This is a genomic window from Luteimonas sp. AC640a, assembly GCF_979256585.1.
The window spans coordinates 76,102-98,642 of the sequence record NZ_CEEDOV010000007.1 but is presented as its reverse complement, the minus strand read 5'-3'; the positions used below and the strand labels follow the sequence as shown (position 1 = coordinate 98,642).

Below are 22,541 nucleotides of genomic sequence, written 5' to 3'. Positions count from 1 at the left end.
CAGCTTCCACACGCGTGCGCATGGAAATCGGGCGCCATCCGAAGGCCACCCGCGAAGCCACGCCGGACCGCGGAAAACCGCGGTTTCGGGCAGACTATGCGGCCGGCCAAACGAGCGATTTGATGTCCTCGCCCCAGCACACGCCATTGATGCAGCAGTTCTTCGCCGCCAAGGCCGATCACCCCGATGTGCTGCTGTTCTTCCGCATGGGCGATTTCTACGAACTGTTCTACGACGACGCCCGCAAGGCGGCGCGACTCCTCGATATCACCCTGACCCAGCGTGGCAATTCGGCCGGCGCGCCGATTCCGATGGCCGGCGTGCCGCATCACGCGGCCGAAGGCTATCTGGCACGACTGGTCGCCCTCGGTGAGTCGGTGGCGATCTGCGAGCAGATCGGCGATCCCGCGGCGAGCAAGGGCCTGGTCGAACGGAAAGTGGTGCGCATCGTCACGCCGGGCACGGTGACCGACGAAGCGCTGCTGCAGGAGCGTCGCGACACGCTGCTGATGGCGGTCGCGCGCAACCGCGCCGGGCATTACGGCATCGCCTGGGCGGATCTCGCCGGCGGCCGGTTCCTGGTCTGCGAATGCGCGACTGAAGACATGCTCGAAGCGGAAATCGCCCGGCTTGATCCAGCCGAGCTGCTGGTGCCCGACGAAGACGGCTGGCCGGGCTTCCTGTCCGAGCGCACAGGTGCGCGACGTCGCCCGCCGTGGCTGTTCGACAGCGATTCCGGTCGTCGCCAGTTGTTGCAGTTCTTCGGCCTGCATGACCTCACCGGTTTCGGTATCGACGACAAGCCACTGGCCGTGGCATCGGCCGGCGCGCTGCTCGGCTATGTGGAGGAAACCCAGAAGCAGCGCTTGCCGCATCTGACCTCTATTTCCGTCGAAAGCGGCGACGGCGCGATCGCGATGAACGCCGCGACCCGACGACATCTCGAACTCGACACGCGTGTCGATGGCGACACCCGCAACACCCTGCTCGGCGTGCTCGATTCCACTGTCACGCCGATGGGCGGACGTCTGCTGCGGCGCTGGCTGCACCGGCCGCTGCGCGACCGCACCGTGTTGGGCGAACGCCTGCATGCAGTGCAGACGCTGATCGATTCCGGCGGCGACGAGACATTGCGCGAGCGCTTCCGCGCCCTCGGTGACATGGAACGCGTGCTCACGCGTATCGCGCTGCGTTCGGCGCGCCCGCGCGACCTGTCCACGCTGCGCGACGGCCTGGCGATGCTGCCGGATCTGCGCGGCGTTCTGGGCACACTCGATTCGCCGCGACTGCGCACCCTGCATGACAGCCTCGGCGAGCACGCAGGCGAAGCGCATCTGCTGTCCACCGCGCTGGTCGAACAGCCACCGGTACTCGCGCGCGATGGCGGTGTGTTCGCCGATGGTCACGATGCCGAGCTGGCCGAACTGCGCCGCCTGAGCAACCACGCCGACCAGTTCCTCGTCGATCTGGAAACACGCGAGCGCGAAGCCAGTGGCATCTCCACGCTGAAGGTCGGCTACAACCGCGTCCACGGCTATTACATCGAAGTCTCCAAGGCGCATTCGGCGAAAGCACCCGCGCACTACACGCGCCGGCAGACGCTGACCAATGCCGAGCGCTACATCACCGAAGAACTCAAGACCTTCGAGGACAAGGTGCTCTCGGCGCGCGAACGGTCACTGGCCCGCGAGCGGCTGCTGTACGAACAGCTGCTCGACGCCCTGAACGATCGCATCGAGGCACTCAAGCACTGCGCTGGCGCGCTCAGCGAACTCGACGTGCTGGCCTGCTTCGCGCAGCGCGGACAGGCGCTGGACTGGTCGCGCCCGCAACTCGACGACGCACCGGGCATCCGCATCGAACGCGGTCGCCATCCGGTGGTCGAGGCCGTGCGCCGCGAACCGTTCGAACCCAACGATCTGGTGCTCGGCGATGGCGAGGAATTCAGTGCGCGCCGCATGCTGGTCATCACCGGTCCGAACATGGGCGGCAAGAGCACCTACATGCGCCAGAACGCGCTGATCGTGCTGCTCGCGCACATCGGCAGTTTCGTGCCGGCCTCGCGTGCGGTGATCGGCCCGATCGACCGCATCCTGACCCGCATCGGCGCCGGCGACGATCTGGCCAAGGGCCAGTCCACCTTCATGGTCGAGATGGCCGAGACGAGCTACATCCTGCATCACGCCACCGACCAGTCGCTGGTGCTGATGGACGAGATCGGCCGCGGCACGTCGACCTACGACGGCCTCGCCCTGGCCGATGCCTGCGCGCGCCATCTGGCCGCCGCGAACCGAAGCTACACGCTGTTCGCGACGCACTACTTCGAACTCACCGCGCTCGCGCAACCGGGCAGCGGCATCGCCAACGTGCATCTCGACGCGGTCGAGCATCGCGACAAACAGGGCGGCGAGACGCTGGTGTTCATGCACGCGGTCAAGGCCGGTCCGGCCGACCGCAGCTTCGGCCTGCAGGTCGCCGCGCTGGCCGGACTGCCGAAGGCCGTCGTGCGCGACGCGCGTGCGCGCCTGGCCGAACTCGAACAGCGACGCCACGACAGCCCCACGCCCGCGCCGATGTCGGCCGGCACACTCGACAGTCCGCAGCAGATCGGTCTGTTCGCCCCAGCCTCGGCCGCGCTCGAAGCACTGGCCGGGCTGGATCCTGACGAGCTGACGCCGAAGCAAGCGCTGGAAGCGTTGTACCGTGTGCGGGCACTGCTCTGAGGGGTGCGGCTCGGCCCACGGGGTGCGGCTCGCCGACTCCCGCGCTCTCGTCTTGAGGACCGTCGTCCCAGCGCACGCTGGGACCCAGTCTGGTCTCGGCACACCGGGCGGGAATCACGAAGAATGACCCGCAATCCGGCTGTGGAAGCGCGATTCCAGCCCAAGCCGGCATAACGCGCATCGAAGCTTTCTGCATTCGCGCGCCCGCGGGTCTGCGCGATAACCCGCCCAATCTCGATAGCCCGCCCCTATCGAATAGAAGCGAACAATCGATTTCCCTCCCGCCAGTGACTGCGCCTACTCTGAACGTCCAGTTCGGGCGGCCGCCAGCCATGCGCCAGCACATCGATCCCTCGCCAGTTTGGGCTCGCTGTCGCCCGCCGAATTACATCGCGGACTGATCCTGCCCGTGCACCCACGCGTGCACGCCTGCTGTCATCCATTGTTCGCACACTCGATTTCCGACGTCCGCCGGCCCACAGCCGACGTGACATCGCCGAACGATCACACGGGAGAACTCCAGCCATGTCGACCGACGCCAAGTGCCCCTTCCACCAGACCGCCGGCGGCGGCACCAGCAACCGCGACTGGTGGCCGAACCAGCTGCGCCTGGATCTGCTCAACCAGCATTCCGCGAAATCAGACCCGATGGGCGGGGATTTCGATTACGCCGCCGAGTTCGCAAAGCTCGACTACGACGGCCTCAAGCGCGATCTCGCCGCGCTGATGACCGATTCGCAGGACTGGTGGCCGGCCGACTTCGGCCATTACGGCGGCCTCTTCGTGCGCATGGCCTGGCACAGCGCCGGCACCTATCGCATCGGTGACGGGCGCGGCGGTGGCGGTCGTGGACAGCAGCGCTTCGCGCCGCTCAACAGCTGGCCGGACAACGTCAGCCTCGACAAGGCGCGCCGCCTGCTGTGGCCGATCAAGCAGAAATACGGCCGAGCGATTTCGTGGGCGGACCTGATGATCCTCACCGGCAACGTCGCGCTGGAGACGATGGGCTTCAAGACCTTCGGTTTTGCCGGCGGCCGCGATGACACCTGGGAGCCGGACCTCGACGTGTACTGGGGCCGCGAGACCACCTGGCTCGGCGGCGACGTGCGCTACGCGCATGGCTCGCATGGCGTGCCCAAGGGCGGCGACGACGGCGTGCTGGTGTCGGACGACGATGCCGATGGCGATGTGCATTCGCGCAAGCTCGAGAATCCGCTCGCCGCGGTGCAGATGGGCCTGATCTACGTGAATCCGGAAGGCCCCGACGGCAATCCCGATCCATTGCTCGCCGCCGCGGATATCCGCGATACCTTCGGCCGCATGGCGATGGACGACGAGGAAACTGTCGCGCTGATCGCCGGTGGCCACAGCTTCGGCAAGACCCACGGCGCGGCGCCTTCCGAACACGTCGGCGAAGAGCCGGAAGCGCACACGCTCGAAGCCCAAGGCTTCGGCTGGCACAACAGTTTCGGCAGCGGCAAGGGCGCCGACACGATCACCAGCGGCCTCGAAGTCACCTGGACGAAGACGCCGGCGCAGTGGAGCCACGATTTCTTCGAACATCTGTTCGGTTTCGAATGGGAACTGTCGAAGAGTCCAGCCGGCGCGCAGCAATGGGTGGCGAAGAACGCGGAGGCGACGATTCCGCACGCCTACGACGCGTCGAAGAAGCAACTGCCGACGATGCTGACGACCGATCTCGCGTTGCGCTTCGATCCGGCCTACGAACAGATCTCGCGACGCTTCCTCGAGAACCCGGACCAGTTCGCCGACGCGTTCGCGCGTGCGTGGTTCAAGCTCACCCATCGCGACATGGGCCCACGCGCGCGTTACCTCGGCGCGGAAGTGCCAGACGAAGTATTGATCTGGCAGGACCCGGTGCCGGCCGTCGAACACCCGTTGATCGACGATGCGGATGTCGCCTCGCTGAAGCAGGCGGTCCTCGCCAGCGGCCTGTCGGTCTCCGAATTGGTCTCGACCGCGTGGGCGTCGGCGTCGACCTTCCGCGGCGGCGACAAGCGCGGCGGCGCGAACGGCGCGCGCATCCGGCTCGCACCGCAGAAGGACTGGGCGGTCAACAATCCGCCGCAGCTGGCGAAGGTGCTCGCCGCGCTCGAACAGGTGCAGGCCGATTTCAACGGCAAGGCCGCAGGTGGCAAACAGGTGTCGCTGGCCGATCTGATCGTGCTCGGCGGCGCGGCCGCGGTCGAGAAGGCCGCGCAGGATGTAGGCGTGTCGGTGAACGTGCCGTTCTCGCCCGGTCGCAGCGATGCCTCGCAGGACCAGACGGACGTCGAATCCTTCGACGCGCTGGAACCCTGGGCCGATGGTTTCCGCAACTACGCCAAGGGCCATTCGGTGGTGCCGCTGGAGCATCTGCTGATCGACCGCGCGCAGTTGCTGACGCTGACCGCGCCGGAGACGACCGTGCTGGTCGGCGGGCTGCGCGTGCTCGGCGCCAATCACGACGGCGGCCAGCACGGCATGCTGACCGATCGACCCGGCGTGCTGTCGAACGACTTCTTCCGCCATCTGCTCGACATGGGCACCGAGTGGGCGCCGTCGGGCCGCACCACTTTCGAGGGTCGCGAACGCGGCATCGGCACGAAGCGGTGGAGCGGCACGCGCGTCGATCTCGTCTTCGGCTCGAACGCGATCCTGCGTGCACTGGCCGAGGTCTACGCCAGCGATGATGCGCAGGAGAAGTTCGTGCGCGACTTCGTGGCCGCGTGGACGAAGGTCATGGACCTGGACCGCTACGACCTGCGCTGATCGCTGCGCGATATCGCCCTCGGGCGATGGTGTGATCGGACGCCGATGCTGATACATCGGCGTTCGCGTTTCCGGCCAATGCATCTCCGTGATGTCGCCACGCGACCGTCCTACACTCGACGACCCGAACCGTCAGAGACCCGACGACCGATGCATTTCGATCTCCGCAGGCGCCGCCTGCTGCAGGCCGGCACGCTGGCTGCACTGGCGACCGCCCTGCCCGGCTTCGCACGCACGCAGGATCTCGACGCGACATCCACTGCCGACGACGCGACTGCCGGCCTCGACCTGCGCGGCCGCACCATCGTCGTCACCGGCTCAACATCCGGCATCGGTCAGGAAACCATGCGTGTGCTCGCACTGCGCGGCGCGCACGTGATCGGCACCGCGCGGTCGCGTGCATCCGGCGAAGCGGCCTGTGCTGCGGTCGAGGGTCATGCGACGCCAGTCGTGCTGGATCTCGCCGATTTCGATTCGATCGTCGCCGCGAGCGACGTGATCCGCGCACTCGATGTGCCGGTCGATGCGCTGGTCTGCAATGCCGGCGTGGTGCTCGACGATCTGGAACATGTCCGCGGCATCGAGAAGACCTTCGTCGTGAACCATCTCGGCCATTACCTGCTGGTGCGCCGCCTGCTCGATCGCGTAACCGCCGCGCCGCAGGGCCGCGTGGTCGTGCTCGGCAGCGGCGATGAACGCAATGCGCCGCCGGGCGGCATCCAGTTCGACGATCTCTCCGGCGCGGGCTGGGACGCGCGCTATGCGCATTCCAAGCTCGCGAACGGCCTGTTCTCGCTGGAACTCTCGCGGCGCCTGGCGGGCACACGGGCCACATCCAATTGCGTATCGCCCGGCCATACCCGCAGCAACATCCTGCGCAACGTCGGCAACCGCTACCGCAATGACGCGCGCAGCGTGCAACAGGGTGCGGCGACGCCGTGCTGGTTAGCGGCTTCGCCAGGCGCGGCAGGCATCAACGGCGGCTTCTATCGCGACTTTGCGCCTGCGCCGCAAAGCGACGTGCAGCGCGACACCGTCATGGCTGCGCGCCTGTGGTCGGTGTCGGAGTCGCTGGTGCGCGGGTGGCTGCCCGCATCGTGAACGCGCTTCAGAGTGCGTCGATATCGCCGAGTGCGCGGATCAGTTTCCGCGCGCGCTTGTCGGGCTTGTGCTCCGGCGCCTGGTAGCCGGCCCGCGCAGCGCGCGCCTCGGCCAGCCGCGCCATGCGCGCTTCGCGCGAGGCTTCGGTTTCGCTGTAGAGCGTCTGCGCAACGCTCGCAGGCCCGCGCGTATCCGACAGTCCGGCGACCGCGACTTCGAACACTTCCTCGCCGCGCGCCACGCGTAGTGCATCACCGATGCGGACCGCGCGCGCGGGCTTCGCACGCTGACCGCCGACATCGACCTTGCCGGTCTCGATCGCCTGCTTGGCCAGCGCGCGCGTCTTGAAGAAACGCGCCGCCCAGAGCCAGAGATCAAGGCGGACGCTGCCGGCGGCATTGGGAACCTGTGCTTCGCTCATGCGCCCGATATCGGTGCGCCAGCGGGCAAATCAAGCAGTGCGCGGAACCCGTCCTGCAGATTCGCGAGCACGAGACGCCCTTCGTAACCCGCTGCGATGCCGTCGACGATCGACAGGCCCAACCCATGCCCGGGCATCCGGCTGTCGAGGCGTACGCCGCGTTGTAGCGCCTGCGCCATGACATCGGACTGCATGCCGGGACCATCGTCGTCGACAGCGATCCGCACGCGCCCTCCTTCGAGCGCCGCGTGGATCCGCACCTGCGCGCGCGCCCACTTGACCGCGTTGTCGACGAGATTGCCGAGCATCTCTTCCAAGTCCTCACGCGCACCGGCGAACACGAGATCCGGCGCGACCTCGCAGTGCAGCGTCACGCGATCGCCAGCGGTCTGTGCGAACAGCCCGCACAGGGCCTCGGCCACCGGGGCAATCGGCGTGCGTTGACGCGCATCGACGGCAAAACCACCCGCGAGCCTGCGTTCCACTTCGCCGCGCATACGTTGCACCTGTGACGACACGACATCGGCGATGTCGTCACCCGGACGCTGCGCTTCGGCCGACAGCACGGCCAGCGGTGTCTTCAATGCATGCGCGAGATCCTCCGCGGCATGGCGTGCGCGCGCGACGCGGCGTGCATGTTCGTCGAGCAGATCGTCGATCTGCTCCGCCAGCGGCGCAGCTTCCGCAGGCCAGCGTTCCGCGCCGAAGCGCACGTCGTCGCCATTGCGCACGCGCTGCAGGATGCCGCGCATGCGCCGCAGCGGGCGCAGGCCCCATTCGATCTGCCAGGCGAGCAGCGCCAGCAGCGCCGCTGCCGCGCCGGCAAATGCCAGCATCGCCGCCTGCCGAAAGCCACGCGTCTCGGCGATGACATCGCCGCGATCGCCGGCGACGTGCACCGGAATGGGGTCGGCGACACCCGGCAGCCGCAAGAGTTGCGCGCGCATGCGCAGTTGCTGTCCGCGCGGGCCCTCCACGATCGACCACACCGCCGCAGTGCCGGGCACATCGTCGGCGACGAGTTCGTCGTCCCACAACGAGCGCGATCGCACCGCGTCTGCGCCGTCACCGATGCGCCAGTACCAGCCAGAGAACACGCGTGCCCAGCGTTCGTCGGCAGGCGGCCGGCGCAACTGCCAGCCGCCATCCGCACGCGCTTCGATCAGGCCGGCAAGCGTCGCGAAATCATCGTCGAGTCGGCTGTCGAGCGCGCGTTGTCCGGAGCGTTCGAACATCGCACCGAGCAGACCACCTGCGATCACCGCCGAGATCGCCACACCCAGCGCGCCTGCCAGCCACAACCGCCAGCGCAGCGAGAGCACCCGACGTGTGCTCATGGTGTCTCCGACAGCCGGAAGCCCTGCCCGCGCACCGTGTGCAGCAGGGCGACGCCGAGCTTGCGGCGGATGCGCCCGATCAGCACGTCGAGTGCATTCGAGTCTGGATCGAACCCGTTGTCGTAGACGTGTTCGCCGAGTTCGCCGCGGCTGACCACGCGGCCGGCGTGATGGATCAGATACGCGAGGATGCGGTGTTCCTGCGCGGTCAAGGCGAGCGGATCGCCGTCGAGCGCGAAGCGCCCCGCATTCGCATCGAACTCCAGCGGCCCGCAACGCAGGCGTGGCGACGCGTGACCAGCGCTGCGGCGGATCAGGGCCTGCAGCCGCAGCACCAGCTCTTCGATCTGGAACGGTTTGGTGAGGTAGTCGTCCGCGCCGGCGTTGAAGCCGGCCAGTTTGTCGTGCCAGCGGCTGCGCGCGGTGAGCACCAGGACCGGCAAGGCGAGGCCCGCCTCGCGCCAACGGTGCAGCACCGAAACGCCATCGAGATTCGGCAGACCGAGATCGAGTACGACCGCGTCATAGGCTTCGGTCTGGCCGCGGAACTCGGCATCCGCGCCGTCCTCCGCACGATCGACCGCAAAGCCTGCGGCGCCGAGCGCAGCGGCAACGCGCGTCGCGAGTTCGACGTCGTCTTCGGCCAGCAGGATGCGCATCAGTCGTCGATCTCGACCTTGAGCAGGCGCCCGGAGCGCGCATCGTACTTCAGCTCCACCACGCGGCCATCGCGCATCAGGATTTCGATTTCGTACTCGTCGTCGTCCTGGTCGAGTTCCACCTCGATCACGCGCCCCGGATAGCGGCGTTCGGCATCGGCGAGCAGCCGTTCGAGCCGCACGAATTCGCCGCTGCGCACGCCGTCGCGGGCGTAGTCGGCGGTGCCTTGCGGATCCTGCGCATCAGCGTGCAGCGGCACCGCGAGCGGCGCGGCGAACAGAACGGTAGCGAGCGCGATCGGAGCAATGAGAGTACGCATGGCGCAAGTGTGGCGACGCGGATTAACAGAACCGTGAACGGCTCGATCAGAACCGCGTTAAGCGCGATGGGGAGACTGGCGTCAACCGGTTGCAGACCGGTGCACCCCATCCCACACCGAGGCATCACCATGACCCGTATCGCCATTGCCAGCCTGATCACCGCCGCCGCTTTCGCCGTGGCCGCACCGCTCGCGTTCGCCCAGGACCGCGACGACCGCCGCGGCGACGATGACCGCGTGCACGCCGCGGCCGCCGCCCAGGCCGATCCGCGCTTCCGCGCCAACAGCGCGTCGCTCGACAGCATCCTCGCCGATGCGCAGCGTCGTCATCCGGGCCGCGTCATCGACGTGTCCTACGACGACGGTGAGTACGACATCGACATCCGTGGGGACGATGGCCGCATCGTCGAGCTGGAATATTCGGCACGCACCGGTCGCATGATCGAAGCTGATTACGACTGATCGTTCGGCGACAGATTGTCGGAACGAAAGGCGCTGGATTGATTCAGCGCCTTTTTTTTACTTATTTGCAGGGTTGTTTTGGGCGGTAGGTGTTGGCGAATCGAGAACGCTTCTTCGGCTCACGATGCAGGCGCTGGCCAGCGACACGCCGCTGAAACCCTTCCCTCACCCGACGCGCTTTGCGAGTCGACTCCGGATCAGGTCCGGGGCAGGCTCTTTCCCGTAGGGAGAGGTGTCGGTTTGCTCGCGTTTCGACTCAAACGAGCGGGAGAAAAAAGCTGGCGAGCCCATAAACGCAAACGGCCGCCTTGCGGCGGCCGTCGTGCGACTCGGAGCGGTCCGATTACTCGGCAGCGGCAGCCGGCGCTGCAGCAGCTGCGGCCTTGTCGGCGCGCGCCTTCTCGTTCTTCGCCTTCGCCGAAGCGGAGAGATCTTCCTTGATGCGCGCCTTCTTGCCTTCCAGGCCACGCAGGTAGTACAGCTTGCCGGCGCGGACGGCGCCACGGCGCTTCACTTCCAGCGAATCGATGATCGCGCTGTGGGTCTGGAAGACGCGCTCGACGCCGAAGCCGTGCGAGATCTTGCGAACGGTGAACGCAGAGTTCAGACCGGCGTTCTTCTTGCCGATGACCACGCCTTCATAGGCCTGCAGACGCTCGCGGTTGCCTTCCTTGACCTTCACGTTGACGACAACGGTGTCGCCCGGGCCGAACTCGGGGAGCTCGCGGGTGGTCTGGACGCTTTCGAAGTTCTGCAGCAGGGTGTGCAAAGAGGGCTTGTTGGTCATGGTCTTGGCCTGTTGGTGTCGTTATTGGCGTGGTGCACGTGGACGCACGCTCTGGCTCGGCGAGCTCTTGGGCTCGGGGTGAAACGGGTTAGCCGCGCATTATAGACGGGGTCGCGGGGCGAATGCCAGCACCCGGGCGGACGGGATCAGGCGTCAGATCCACCGCTCGCATCCCCGTCCTGCTCGGCCCGCCAAGCCGCCAGCAGACGACGGTCAGCCTTGCCCAGAGAGGCTTCGTCAATCAGGTCCGGACGTCGCTCCAGCGTGCGCACAAGTGACTGCTGGCGCCGCCACTTGGCGATCTCGGCATGATTGCCGGACAGCAGCACGTCCGGCACCTGCCCCAAGGCATGCGTGACCGGGCGCGTGTAATGCGGGCAATCGAGCAGGCCGTCGCCTTCGAAGCTGTCCTGCACCGCGGACTCCGCGTCGCCCAGCACGCCGTCCTGCAAGCGCGCAACGGCGTCCACGACCACCGCCGCAGCCAGCTCTCCGCCCGACAGCACGTAGTCGCCGATGGACAGCTCCTCGTCGATCTCCGCCTGCAGCAGGCGTTCGTCGACGCCCTCGTAACGGCCGCACAGCAGCAGCAGTCGCGGCAGCGCTGCAAGCTCACGCACCTTCGCTTGGTCCAGCGGCCGCCCCTGCGGACTCATGTAGATCACACGCACCGGCGCCGGATCGGCCGCGCGGGCGGCGGCGAGCGCTGCGCGCAGAGGATCGATCAGCATCACCATGCCGGGGCCGCCGCCGAACGGGCGCTCGTCGACCCGACGGTAATTGCCTTCGGCGTAGTCGCGCGGATTCCAGCCCTGCAGTGTCAGCAGGCCGCGCTCGCGCGCCCGTCCGACCACACCCACGTCCCCTGCCTGACTGATGAAATCGGGAAACAGACTGACGACGTCGATGCGGATCGCGCGTGCATCAGCAGATGCGCGCACTTCGTCTGCGGACGCGGCGTCATCAGTAATCGGTGCGGTATCGGACGTCATGGCGTCTCCCGTGCGGTCACATCGCGCAGCGCGCGAGATGCCTGCCTACGCAGCGGTGTGTCGACGGCCGTCTTGGCCGTATCAAAGAAACGGCGGACCGTTCTAGAACTCGGAATCCCAGTCCACCGTCACCAACGCCGTGTCGAAATCGATCGACACGATGTAGTCCGGGACGACGAACGGAATCATGCGCTCGCGTTCGCCCTGCGCCACCAGCACGTCGTTGGCGCCGGTCGAGAACAGATGCGAGACGACACCGAAATCGACGCCTTCGACATTGCGCACGCGCAGGCCTTCGAGGTCGACCCAGTAGTACTCGCCGGGTTTGGGCGGCGGCAGTGCCTCGCGCGGCACGAAGACTTCGAGCCCACGCGTCGCTTCGGCGCCGTCACGATCCTCGACGCCGGGCAGCGTCGCGACGACGCCCTTGGGCGTCTCGCGACCCTTCGCGCCTTCGCACGCGCGCTCGATGCCGCGCGGATCGCGCAGCACCCAGGGCTGGTAGCGGAAGATCGCGCTGCGCGGCTCGGTGAAGGATTCGAGTTTCACTTCGCCACGCACACCGAACGCGCCATGGACCTTGCCCACCTGGATCATCCGGCGGGGAGGTTGGCGCGTCGGGTCGTTCATGTCGACAATGGCCGCGCCCGACAGGCGCGGCCCGTCAATCAGGCAGCGGCGGTCGCGGCAGCGACCTTGCCTGCGTCCTTGTACAGCGCGCGGACCTTGTCGGTCATCTGCGCACCCTTGGACACCCAATGGTCGACGCGCGCGGTGTCGAGGACGATGCGCTGCTCGCCACCGGTGGCGACCGGGTTGTAGTAACCGACGCGCTCGATGTTGCGGCCGTCGCGCGCGCTGCGCGAGTCGGTCACGATGATGTGGTAGAACGGACGCTTCTTGGCGCCACCGCGCGTCAGACGAATCTTGACCATTTGCTTTGCTTCCTGTGTTGCCCAGTCGCCAGAGTGGCGAGGTAAGCCGGCGATTATAGCGGAAACCCCCGCCTGCTCGGCAAGCCGGGGCCGCTCAGCCCTCAAGCGGCTCCCAGGGCACGGCCGCCAGAACGGCCTGCAACGCCTTTGGAACGACCGGATCTCCCGCGAATGCCTGCCCGTCGACCGACGCCAGCGGCCACATACCGCTGCTGTTGCAGGCGAATGCCGCCTGGAAGCTGACGCAGTCCGTCAGCCGGACCGGTTCGATGCGCTGGGCCAGATCCGCGGCGTCCAGACCTGCACGCAACATGCCTTCGGTGATGCCGCGCAGCGCATCGCCTTGCGGCCAGACGAGGGCGCCCTCGGCATCGACGAAGCCGATGTTCCACAAGGCACCTTCGAGCACTTGGCCCGCGTCATCGACCAGCAGCGCATCGTCGAAGCCTGCGGCACGCGCAGTACGTCGTGCATGCAGCAACGGCAATGTTGCGAGGTGCTTCAGATGTGCCAGCGGACGCTGGTGTCGGCAGCTCTGCAGACGTTGCGGCGTCGTGGGCGCAGTGCGCGGCGGCGACAGCGCAATGAGCAGCGTCACATCGACGGCATCGCCCCGATCGACCGCCGCAACATCCAACGCGCCGACGGAGACCCGGAGCGTGGCGTCGTCGACTGCGGCAGCGTGAAGCGCCGATGCGAGTTCGTGCTGGATGCGGGCAGCGGACAACGCACTGCCGAACAGCTCGACGTTGGCCGATTGCAGGCGCGAGAGATGACGCCCCAATCCCTGCACCGCCCCGCCGCGCACCTGCATCGTCGACAGGTGGCCGTAATTGGTCTGCAGCGCGGTCAGCGTGACCGCATCGGCAGGCCGGCCCGCGATCCAGAGGCGGGTGGCCGATGCGATCCGGTTCACAGCAATGCGTCGGCCGTGCGCCACCAATCGGCGACGAGTTCGGCCGCAGGCCGCGCCTGCGCAGACGCAGCCGACTGGCCGGCCCAGGCCTGCATCGCATCGATCCGGTTATCGCGCGCCGCGGCCGCGCGCATCGGCGCCGTCAAGGCGCGCTGCACGGGATAGGGCTGCGGCGGTGGTGCGTTTCCGGATGCGGCCGCGCGCACGTAATCCGTTGCCAGCGCGCGGCCGAGCCGGCCACTGAAGGCGCGTGTCGGCCAGGTGTGTTCGGGCTCCGACGATGCCAATGCCTCGGCCCAGGCCGATGCGACGCCGGCCTCCGGCGTACGCAGGAACGCGGTGCCGATCTGCACTGCGCTCGCGCCCAATGTCAGCGCCGCCGCGATGCCGCGCCCATCGGCGATGCCACCCGCAGCGATGACCGGCACGCGCAGCGCATCGGCCAGTCGCGGGATCAGTGAGAACAGGCCGACCAGTTGCGTATCGGCCTTGGCCGCATCGAAGGCACCGCGATGCCCGCCCGCTTCGAAACCCTGCGCGACCACGGCGTCGGCGCCGGCCGCTTCGGCCGCGAGTGCTTCGTCGAGCGTCGTCGCGCAGGCGAACCAGGCGATGCCGGCGTCTTTCAGCCTCGCGACGAACGGCGCCGGAAACACGCCCATGATCGACGAGGCCACCGCGGGCTTCGTCGCGAGCAACGCCGCGCATTGCGCATCGAAATCGGCCGGTGTCGCATCGCCGGCCTCGACCGGCACGGCGGGGCCCCACTGTGCGAGAAACTGACGTGTCGCCGCTTCTGCCGCGGCATCGCGCACCGGCGCGGGGTCGGGAATCCACAGATTGATCTGGGCCGGCCCGCCGCCTGCGGCGCGCAGCGCGTGCATCCAGGTGCCGATGTCGTCGGGCTGCGACAGCACCGCGCCCATCGCACCCATGCCGCCGGCGTCGATCACCGCGTGCGACAGCGCGACCGGGCATGCGCCCGCCATCGGTGACAGCAGCACCGGCAGGCGCAATCCGAAGCGGGAACAGAAGGCATCGCTGCCCTGGCGGACCGCGGATTTCATGCGAGTCGTCCCTGCTCGAGGTCCGTTGCGAGCGCTGCCAGGAACCGCGTGGCGGTTCCTTCCGGGCATCGCAGGCGCGTCATCTGGCAAGCGCAGCAGGACATCGGGCCGGCACTCAACGGAACGGCATGCGGCCGCCCATGCCGCCCATCATCCCCTGCAGGCCGCGCATCATCCCCTTCATGCCGCCGCGGGCCATCTTGCCCATCATCTTTTCCATCTGCATGTACTGCTTCATCAGCTTGTTGACGTCGGACGGCGTAGTGCCGGAACCGGCGGCGATGCGCGCGCGGCGCGAGCCGTTGAGCAGGTTCGGATTGCGGCGTTCCTTCTTCGTCATCGAGCCGATGATCGCGATCATCCGCGGCACTTCCTTGCCCTGGCTGACCTGCTGCTTGAGGTGCTCGGGCACCTGGCCCAGGCCCGGCAGCTTCTCCATCAGGCTGCCGATGCCGCCCATGTTCTGCATCTGCTCGAGCTGGTCGCGCATGTCGTTGAGGTCGAACTTCTTGCCCTTGGCGACCTTCTCGGCGAGCTTCTGCGCCTTGTCCTTGTCGACCTGGCCTTCGACCTGCTCGACCAGCGACAGCACGTCGCCCATGTCGAGGATGCGGCTGGCGACACGCTCGGGATGGAAGACATCGAGGCCGTCGACCTTTTCGCCGGTACCGACGAACTTGATCGGCTTGCCGGTGATGTAGCGCACCGACAGCGCCGCGCCGCCGCGGGCATCGCCGTCGGTCTTGGTCAGCACCACGCCGGTCAGCGGCAGCGCTTCGCCGAAGGCCTTTGCGGTATTGGCGGCGTCCTGGCCGGTCATCGAGTCGACGACGAACAGCGTCTCGACCGGATTGACCGCGGCATGCAGCGCCTTGATCTCGTCCATCATCGCTTCGTCGATCGCGAGGCGGCCGGCGGTGTCGACCAGCAGCACGTCGATGAAGGACTTCTTCGCCGCGGCGATTGCCGCGCGCACGATGTCGACCGGCTGCTGCGAGGATTCGGACGGGAAGAACTGCACGTCGACCTGCTCGGCCAGCGTCTTCAACTGCTCGATCGCGGCCGGACGGTAGACGTCCGCCGAGACCACCATGACCTTCTTCTTGCGCTTTTCCTTCAGCAGCTTTGCGAGCTTGCCGACCGTCGTGGTCTTGCCCGCGCCCTGCAGGCCGGCCATCAGGATCACCGCCGGCGCCGGCACGTTGAGGTTGAGCTCGGTGGCCTGCGCGCCCATGACCGCGGTCAGTTCGTCGCGCACAACCTTGATCAGCGCCTGGCCCGGCGTCAGCGACTTGAGTACTTCCTGGCCGACCGCGCGCACCTTGATGCGCTCGATCAGCGCCTGCACCACGGGCAGCGCGACGTCGGCTTCCAGCAATGCGATGCGCACCTCGCGGGTGGCCTCGCGGATGTTCTCTTCGGTCAGACGACCGCGGCCGCGCAGGCGCTCCATGGTGCCGGACAGGCGCTGGGTCAGGGACTCGAACATGCGGGACTCGATGCGACGGAATACGGCCGACGATTATAGCCCGCTGCCCTGCGCGGTCCGTTGTCCACGCGCCGCGATGCTCCCTTCGGAAGCGCCCGGCATGAGACACTCGCGCGATGACAATCGTTCTCATCGCAGCCCTGCTCTATCTGCTGGCGGCCGCGGCGCTCGTGCGCGGCGTCGCGCGCGAGCCGGCGCCGGGCAGGCTCTGGTGGGCAGCGCCCGCGCTTGGCGCGATCGCACTGCACGTGACCGCGCATGTGCTGGTGTGGCGCGATGTCGGCGCAGAACTGCACTTCTTCGCGGCGCTGTCGCTGGTCGGCCTCGGCATGGCCGCGCTGACGGTGCTCTACGACGTGCGTGGGCGCATGGCGGCGCTGGGCGTGATCGTGTTTCCGATCGCCGCACTCACCCTGCTCAGCTACGGCCAGGCTGCGCATCCTTCGTCCAACACGCTCGACTGGCGCCTGCAGATGCACGCCTGGTGCGCGCTGCTCGCCTACGCTGCGCTTGCCGTCGCCGCATTGCTCGCGCTGTTGCTGTCGGCGCAGGAACGCGCGCTGCGCCGACGCGAATTCCACCGCTGGCTGCGCGCGTTGCCGCCGCTGACCGAACTCGAATCGCTGCTGTTCCGCACGATCTGGGTGGGCTTCATCCTGCTCACCGCAACGCTGGTGAGCGGCGTGCTGTTTGTCGACGATTTCTTCGCCCAGCACCTGATGCACAAGACCGTGCTCAGCGTGCTGTCGTGGCTGGCCTTCGGCGCCCTGCTGTTCGGTCGATGGCGCCACGGCTGGCGCGGCGCCCGCGCGGTCGGCTGGACGCTGGCCGCGATGGCGCTGTTGGTGCTGGCGTTCTTCGGCAGCAAGTTCGTACTGGAGCTGGTGCTGCGGCGCACCGTCTGACGGCGCGCTTTCTTGATCGAACAGGACACGCATGCGCACATGGACGTCCGCCGCTGTTCTCGCATCTGCACTCGCGTGCCTGTCGTCAGCGGGCGCGCTCGCCGCTGACGATGTGGCGTCTGCTTCGCCGATCCACGGCCACATCGAGTTCCTGTGGGAGGCCCCCGCACCCGGCTCGGACGCGCGGCCGGTTGCGCTGGGACTGTTGACCCGGCCCGAGGTCCCGCACCTTGCGTGCTGGAAATCAGCCGCGTTTCCGCAGCGTACGGTGGAGGTCCGATTGGAGATCGATGATGCGCACGGGCGGCACGCGCTATGGGTCGGCGCCGAAACCGGTGCACCGTCGCAGGTCGTCCGCTGCCGCGATGTCGATCTGGCCGCGCTCGGCGTGACACCGGGCATGCGCCGCGTAGTCCTGCGTTTCGACGGGCAGATTGCCGCGGAGGCGACGATCGAGGTCGCCGACAGTCTCGACACCGCCGCCTTCCATCGAAGCGACCGCACCTTCGTCAACGGCCGCACGCGCTACCTGCCCGACATCGCGCCGGCGGACTACAGCGGCCGCTTCGTCTGGGTCCTGACCTTCGGCCCGGATGGCCGGGTGATCGCGGTGGAGACCGAAGTCGCCGAAGGCCTGGCCGCGACCCGGCTCCGGGCGGCTGGCGATGCCGCGGCGTGGCTGTACCGGATCGGCGCGGATCCCGACCAGCCCGAACGCAAACTGCGTCAGCCCTACGGACTCGTGCCCGGCGGCTGAGCCCGAATCCTGATCTGAATGACCGCGAACCCGCTACGAAAGCTCCGCTTGCCGCAACAATACTTGCCTTGACAACAATTGCATGGGCGAGGAATATGCGCGCCCATGGACACCACCCGCCCCTGCGCGTCTTCCAGCGGTTCCTCGCTCGGCCTGCTGTTCCGGCAGGTCCGTGACGCCATGTGGGCGCGGATGGCCGATGAGCTGTCGAAGTCCGGCCACGATCTGAGTTTCAGCCAGTACATCACGCTGAAAAAGCTCGCCCTCGGCACCACCGGCGCCACCGATCTGGCGCGCGCCGCCGAGCTCAATCCCGGCGCGATGACACGGCTGATCGACAAGCTGATCGAACGCGGCCTGGTCGAGCGGCACGCCGATCCCAGCGACCGGCGCGTCGTGCGCATCCAACTCAGCGAGCAAGGCCAGGCGATCTGGCGCGACATCGACCAGTGCGGCAACCGCGTGCGCGAGCGCGCGATGTCGGGCATGGATGAGGCGCAGCGCCTGCAGTTCATCCGCGTCCTCGAACAGGTTCGCGACAACCTCTCCTTCCCCGGACAGTGACCATGGTTTCTTCCACGACACGCGCCCCGCGCCGGGCGCGGGCTGCCGCATTGCCGATCGTTGCCACGCTCGCGTCGGCCCTGCTGCTCGCCGGCTGCGCCAGCAGCCGCGGCCTCGCACCGCAGCTGACGGCCACCGATGCCGACACGCTCGCCACCGCGCGCAGCCTCGGCGTCACCGGACTGAGCGCCGCCGACTTCCCGCACGCCGACTGGTGGACGGCGTTCGCCGATCCGCAGCTCGACGCGTTGATCGACGAGACCCTGCACGACAGCCCGTCACTGGCCGCGGCAGACGCCCGCGCCCGCAGCGCGCGTGCGCAGGCCGGACTGGCCGATGCGCAGCGCAACCCGACGCTCGCTGCCAGCGCGCGCGTGAGTGGCGTGCAACTGCCCGCGACCATCGCGCCCGAACCGCTGGGCGGCGATTTCAAGGTCAGCAATATCCTGATGTTGAACTTCGCTTGGACCCCCGATCTGTGGGGCGGCCAGCGGGCCACGTTCGAAGCCGCGGCCGGTCAGGCGCGCGCCGCCGAAGTGGATGCGCAGGCGGCGCGGCTCACCCTGTCGGCGAACGTCGCGCGCACCTATATCGCGCTGGCGCAGGCCTTCGACATGCAGGAGGTCGCCGCCCGCGAACAGGCGCGGGCGAGCCGCCTGCGCGATCTCGCCGCGCAACGCGTCGACGCCGGTCTCGACAACCAGCTGCAGTTGCGCAACGCCGATACCTCGATCGGCATCGCGCGCCAGCAAGCGCAGGCCGCGCAACAGCAGATCGACGCGCTGCGCAATGCGCTGGCCGCGTTGCTGGGCAAGGGTCCGGATCGTGGTCTCGACATCGCACGTCCGCAACTGCTGCGGGCCGCCGCGCCGAACGTGCCGGCGGTGCTGCCGAGCGAACTGCTCGGCCATCGCGCCGACGTCGTCGCTGCGCGCTGGCGGGTCGAAGCCGCATCGCGCGGCGTGGATTCGGCGCAAGCTGCGTTCAAGCCGAGCGTCAATCTCAGTGCGCTGGTCGGTTTGGCCGCCGGTAATCTTTCGGATCTGTTCGGCAGCGACGCGGCGTTCGGGTTGGGTGGCCCAGCAATCAGCCTGCCGATCTTCGACGGTGGTCGTCTGCGCGCGGGCCTGTCGCAACGCGATGCCGACTACGACCTCGCCGTCGCCAGTTACAACCAGACGCTGGTGACGAGCCTGCGCGAAGTGACCGATGCCCTGCAGTCGGCGCGTGCATTCGATGCGCAGATCGCGACGGTCAGTGAAGCCACCGAAGCCGCACGTCAGGCCCTCGCACTCGCCGACACCCGCTACAAGGCAGGCCTCGGCAACCAGCTCGATGTGCTCGCCGCGCAACGGCCGCTGCTCCAGCTCGAACAGCAGCTCGCCACGCTGCGGGCGCAACGTCTCGGCGCGGCGGTCGATCTCGACCGCGCGCTCGGCGGCGGCCTCGCGCCGGCCGCACCCAACTCTTCCATGCACGACCTTGCCGGGGCGACCACGCCATGAGTTCCGAATCCAATTCCGTTGCCACCGCCGCCGCGCCGCAGAAGAACGGCAAGCGCCGTCGCGCGCTTCTGATCCTCGCCGCTGTGGCCATCATCGCCGGTATCGGCTGGGCCGCGTGGTACCTGCTGGTCGCGCGGTGGCACCAGGACACCGACGACGCCTACGTGCAGGGCAATGTCGTCAGCATCGTGCCGCAGACGATGGGCACGGTCGTCTCGATCGACGCCGACGAAGGCATGCGCGTCGAAGCCGGCCAGGCGCTGGTGCATCTGGATCCCAACGACGCGCAGGTCGCCTATGACCAGGCGGTCGCCAACCTCGCCGGCACCGTGCGCCAGGTGCGCGGGCTCTACAGCAGCGTCGAGTCCGGCCAGGCCGATCTGACCGCGCGCCAGGTCGCCGTACGCCAGGCGCGCGAGGACGTGAAGCGTCGCGAGGGGCTTGTCGCCAGCGGCGCGGTGTCGCGCGAGGAACTCGCACATGCCCGCGACATTCTGGCCGGCGCAGAAGCGGCGCTGTCGGGTTCGCAGGGCCAGCTCTCACGCAGCCGCGCGCTGGTGGATGCGACCGAGATCGCCAGCCAGCCGCAGGTGCAGGCCGCTGCCGGCCAGTTGCGCCAGGCGTGGCTCAACCTGCAGCGCATGGCGATCGTCGCGCCGGTGTCGGGCCATGTCGCCAAGCGCGAGGTGCAACTCGGCCAGCGCGTGGCGCCGGGCAATACGCTGATGACGATCGTGCCGCTGGAACAGGTGTGGATCGAAGCGAACTTCAAGGAAACCCAGCTGACGAAGATGCGCATCGGCCAGCCGGTCGAAGTGCACGCCGATCTCTACGGCGGCGACGTGCGCTACGACGGTCGCGTCGCGAGTCTCGGCATGGGCACGGGCAGTGCGTTCTCGTTGCTGCCGGCGCAAAACGCCAGCGGCAACTGGATCAAGATCGTGCAGCGCGTGCCGGTGCGGATCGAACTCGACCCGAAGCAGGTCGTCGAACATCCGCTGCGACTCGGCCTGTCGATGCACGTCGATGTCGCCATCCGCGACCAGGACGGCGCCGTGCTCGCCTCTGTCGACGCGCCGCGCAACACGCCGCTGCTGTCGACCGATGCCTATGCCGAACAGCTCGCGCAGGCCGATGCGCTTATCGAGCGCACCATCGCGCAGAACCTGCCGGCGTCCACTGTCGCCCGTCGCTGATCCGCCGCCGCCGAGTCCGCCATGTCCACGACCACCGCCGACGCGCCGGGGGCCCCTGCCCCGGCCGCGCAACCTGCGTTCCGTCCGCCGAATCTCGCGCTGACGACGATCGGCCTCGCGCTGGCGTCGTTCATGCAGGTGCTCGACATCACGATCGCCAACGTGTCGCTGCCGACGATCGCCGGCAACCTCGGCGCGAGTTCCAACCAGGCGACGTGGGTGATCACGTCATTCGCAGTCAGCAACGCGATCGCGCTGCCGCTGACCGGCTACATGGTCCGGCGCTTCGGCGAGCGCAAGCTGTTCGTGTGGGCGACGTTCGCGTTCGTGCTCGCGTCACTGCTGTGCGGCCTCGCATCGAGCATGGGATTTCTGGTCGCCGCGCGCGCGATCCAGGGCTTCGTCGCCGGCCCGATGTATCCGGTCACCCAGGCGCTACTGATCTCGATCTATCCACCTGCCAAACGCGGTCAGGCCATCGCATTGCTCGCGATGGTCACCGTGGTCGCGCCGATCTGCGGACCGATCCTCGGCGGCTGGATCACCGACAACTACAGTTGGGAATGGATCTTCTTCATCAACGTGCCGATCGGCATCTTCGCCAGCGTCGTCGTCGCCAACCAGTTACGCGGCCGGCCGGAAAAGCTCGAGACACCGAAGCTGGACTACGTCGGCCTGATCACGCTGATCGTCGGCGTCGGCGCGCTGCAGACGCTGCTCGACCTCGGCAACGAGGAGGACTGGTTCAACTCGACCAAGATCGTCTGGCTCGCGATCGCCTCGGTGATCGGTCTGGCGGTGTTCTTGATCTGGGAACTCACCGAGAAGGATCCGATCGTCAACCTGCGCCTGTTCCGGCATCGCAACTTCGCGTTCGGCACCATTGCGATGGTGCTCGGCTATGCGGCGTTCTTCGCCGTCGGCCTGCTGGTGCCGCTGTGGCTGCAGCGCAATCTGGGCTACACGCCGATCTGGGCCGGTTTCGCGACCGCGCCGATCGGCATCCTGCCTGTGCTGCTCACGCCACTGGTCGGCAAGTACGCGACGCGTTTCGACCTGCGCATCCTCGCGAGCTTCGCGTTCATGGTGATGGCATTCACCAGCTTCCTGCGCTCGGGCTTCAACCTCGATGTCGACTTCCAGCACATCGCGATGGTGCAGCTGTGGATGGGACTGGGCGTAGCCCTGTTCTTCATGCCAGTGCTGACCATCCTGCTGTCGGACCTGGAGCCGCACGAGATCGCCGCTGGCTCGGGCCTGGCCACGTTTTGCCGCACGCTCGGCGGCAGTTTCGCCGCGTCGCTGACGACCTGGGCCTGGAACCAGCGCAGCACCATCCATCATGCGCAGTTGACCGAACATATTCCCGCGCACGACCTCGCGATCCAGCAGACCGTGGCCGCGCTCGGCAACGGCGACCTGCAGCGTGGTGCGATGCTGCTCGACCAGATGATCGCGCAGCAGGCCACGCAGATCGGCTTCAACGAGATCTTCCACCTGCTCGGGATTCTGTTCGTCGTGGTGATCGCGTTCGTGTGGATGGCCAAGCCGCCTTTCACAGCCAAACTCGGCGGCGGTGCAAGCGGCGGCCATTGATTTCGCCTCACCCCCTGTAGCCAAGCGCTCGCGCGGA

21 protein-coding genes are annotated in these 22,541 nt (G+C 67.8%); 10 read left to right on the top strand and 11 right to left on the bottom strand.

All coding sequences use genetic code 11. The annotated features are described in order from the left end of the window. Positions 1–122: 122 nt before the first annotated feature. The 3 genes from mutS to ACZ9YD_RS04535 all read left to right on the top strand — a co-directional run bounded on the left by mutS (position 123) and on the right by ACZ9YD_RS04535 (position 6,596). Positions 123–2,723: a DNA mismatch repair protein MutS gene (gene mutS, locus ACZ9YD_RS04545; protein ID WP_465073956.1), complete on the top strand. Its 2,601-nt coding sequence runs from the start codon at positions 123–125 to the stop codon at positions 2,721–2,723. 525 nt (positions 2,724–3,248) lie between these two features. Next, positions 3,249–5,495 (top strand): catalase/peroxidase HPI, encoded by a 2,247-nt coding sequence (gene katG / locus ACZ9YD_RS04540; RefSeq protein ID WP_465073955.1) that lies wholly within the window; start codon positions 3,249–3,251, stop codon positions 5,493–5,495. Between the two features lie 150 nt (positions 5,496–5,645). Then, positions 5,646–6,596, top strand: a complete 951-nt coding sequence (locus ACZ9YD_RS04535; RefSeq protein WP_465073954.1) for an SDR family NAD(P)-dependent oxidoreductase — start codon at positions 5,646–5,648, stop codon at positions 6,594–6,596. Between the two features lie 7 nt (positions 6,597–6,603). Here the strand turns inward: ACZ9YD_RS04535 and ACZ9YD_RS04530 are convergent, their stop codons facing one another. The 4 genes from ACZ9YD_RS04530 to ACZ9YD_RS04515 are packed head-to-tail and all read right to left on the bottom strand — an operon-like array spanning position 6,604 to position 9,333. After that, positions 6,604–7,017: an RNA-binding S4 domain-containing protein gene (locus tag ACZ9YD_RS04530; RefSeq protein WP_465073953.1), complete on the bottom strand. Its 414-nt coding sequence runs from the start codon at positions 7,015–7,017 to the stop codon at positions 6,604–6,606. Then, a complete protein-coding gene (locus tag ACZ9YD_RS04525; protein ID WP_465073952.1) occupies positions 7,014–8,354 on the bottom strand; it encodes an ATP-binding protein in 1,341 nt (446 codons plus the stop codon). The genes ACZ9YD_RS04530 and ACZ9YD_RS04525 overlap by 4 nt, the downstream gene beginning before the upstream one ends. Next, on the bottom strand, positions 8,351–9,013 hold the full coding sequence (locus tag ACZ9YD_RS04520) for a response regulator transcription factor (protein WP_465073951.1): 663 nt from the start codon (positions 9,011–9,013) through the stop codon (positions 8,351–8,353). The genes ACZ9YD_RS04525 and ACZ9YD_RS04520 overlap by 4 nt, the downstream gene beginning before the upstream one ends. Further along, entirely contained in the window at positions 9,013–9,333 is a 321-nt protein-coding gene (locus ACZ9YD_RS04515) for a PepSY domain-containing protein (protein ID WP_465073950.1), read from the bottom strand. The genes ACZ9YD_RS04520 and ACZ9YD_RS04515 overlap by 1 nt, the downstream gene beginning before the upstream one ends. Positions 9,334–9,462: 129 nt before the next feature. Here ACZ9YD_RS04515 and ACZ9YD_RS04510 point away from each other — a divergent pair, with 129 nt between their 5' ends. Next, the gene (locus tag ACZ9YD_RS04510; RefSeq protein WP_465073949.1) at positions 9,463–9,795 is read left to right on the top strand and encodes a PepSY domain-containing protein; all 333 of its coding nucleotides are present in this window, start codon (positions 9,463–9,465) and stop codon (positions 9,793–9,795) included. Between the two features lie 343 nt (positions 9,796–10,138). Here the strand turns inward: ACZ9YD_RS04510 and rplS are convergent, their stop codons facing one another. The 7 genes from rplS to ffh all read right to left on the bottom strand — a co-directional run bounded on the left by rplS (position 10,139) and on the right by ffh (position 15,981). Next, on the bottom strand, positions 10,139–10,582 hold the full coding sequence (gene rplS, locus ACZ9YD_RS04505; protein WP_465073948.1) for a 50S ribosomal protein L19: 444 nt from the start codon (positions 10,580–10,582) through the stop codon (positions 10,139–10,141). Between the two features lie 146 nt (positions 10,583–10,728). After that, positions 10,729–11,496, bottom strand: a complete 768-nt coding sequence (gene trmD / locus ACZ9YD_RS04500; RefSeq protein ID WP_465074677.1) for a tRNA (guanosine(37)-N1)-methyltransferase TrmD — start codon at positions 11,494–11,496, stop codon at positions 10,729–10,731. A gap of 180 nt (positions 11,497–11,676) precedes the next feature. Beyond that, a complete protein-coding gene (rimM, locus tag ACZ9YD_RS04495) occupies positions 11,677–12,204 on the bottom strand; it encodes a ribosome maturation factor RimM (RefSeq protein ID WP_465073947.1) in 528 nt (175 codons plus the stop codon). Positions 12,205–12,242: 38 nt separating this feature from the next. After that, positions 12,243–12,509, bottom strand: a complete 267-nt coding sequence (gene rpsP, locus ACZ9YD_RS04490) for a 30S ribosomal protein S16 (RefSeq protein ID WP_232116211.1) — start codon at positions 12,507–12,509, stop codon at positions 12,243–12,245. A 94-nt stretch (positions 12,510–12,603) separates the two neighbouring features. Next, positions 12,604–13,425: an aminotransferase class IV gene (locus ACZ9YD_RS04485; protein ID WP_465073946.1), complete on the bottom strand. Its 822-nt coding sequence runs from the start codon at positions 13,423–13,425 to the stop codon at positions 12,604–12,606. Further along, on the bottom strand, positions 13,422–14,492 hold the full coding sequence (locus tag ACZ9YD_RS04480) for an NAD(P)H-dependent flavin oxidoreductase (RefSeq protein WP_465073945.1): 1,071 nt from the start codon (positions 14,490–14,492) through the stop codon (positions 13,422–13,424). The genes ACZ9YD_RS04485 and ACZ9YD_RS04480 overlap by 4 nt, the downstream gene beginning before the upstream one ends. 115 nt (positions 14,493–14,607) lie before the next feature. Then, the gene (gene ffh / locus ACZ9YD_RS04475) at positions 14,608–15,981 is read right to left on the bottom strand and encodes a signal recognition particle protein (RefSeq protein WP_232136093.1); all 1,374 of its coding nucleotides are present in this window, start codon (positions 15,979–15,981) and stop codon (positions 14,608–14,610) included. A gap of 116 nt (positions 15,982–16,097) precedes the next feature. On the opposite strand from ffh, the gene ACZ9YD_RS04470 reads away from it, so the two are divergent. From ACZ9YD_RS04470 to ACZ9YD_RS04445, 6 genes are all read left to right on the top strand, one after another. Further along, positions 16,098–16,886 carry a cytochrome C assembly family protein gene (locus tag ACZ9YD_RS04470; RefSeq protein WP_465073944.1) on the top strand — a complete coding sequence of 263 codons (789 nt, stop codon included), beginning with the start codon at positions 16,098–16,100 and terminating at the stop codon, positions 16,884–16,886. Positions 16,887–16,917: 31 nt separating this feature from the next. Beyond that, positions 16,918–17,643 (top strand): hypothetical protein, encoded by a 726-nt coding sequence (locus tag ACZ9YD_RS04465; RefSeq protein WP_465073943.1) that lies wholly within the window; start codon positions 16,918–16,920, stop codon positions 17,641–17,643. Between the two features lie 105 nt (positions 17,644–17,748). Further along, positions 17,749–18,207 (top strand): MarR family winged helix-turn-helix transcriptional regulator, encoded by a 459-nt coding sequence (locus ACZ9YD_RS04460; protein WP_465073942.1) that lies wholly within the window; start codon positions 17,749–17,751, stop codon positions 18,205–18,207. Positions 18,208–18,209: 2 nt separating this feature from the next. Further along, positions 18,210–19,712 carry an efflux transporter outer membrane subunit gene (locus tag ACZ9YD_RS04455; protein WP_465073941.1) on the top strand — a complete coding sequence of 501 codons (1,503 nt, stop codon included), beginning with the start codon at positions 18,210–18,212 and terminating at the stop codon, positions 19,710–19,712. Next, positions 19,709–20,908 carry an EmrA/EmrK family multidrug efflux transporter periplasmic adaptor subunit gene (locus ACZ9YD_RS04450; RefSeq protein ID WP_465073940.1) on the top strand — a complete coding sequence of 400 codons (1,200 nt, stop codon included), beginning with the start codon at positions 19,709–19,711 and terminating at the stop codon, positions 20,906–20,908. The genes ACZ9YD_RS04455 and ACZ9YD_RS04450 overlap by 4 nt, the downstream gene beginning before the upstream one ends. 21 nt (positions 20,909–20,929) lie before the next feature. Further along, the gene (locus ACZ9YD_RS04445; protein WP_465073939.1) at positions 20,930–22,504 is read left to right on the top strand and encodes a DHA2 family efflux MFS transporter permease subunit; all 1,575 of its coding nucleotides are present in this window, start codon (positions 20,930–20,932) and stop codon (positions 22,502–22,504) included. Positions 22,505–22,541: the final 37 nt, after the last annotated feature.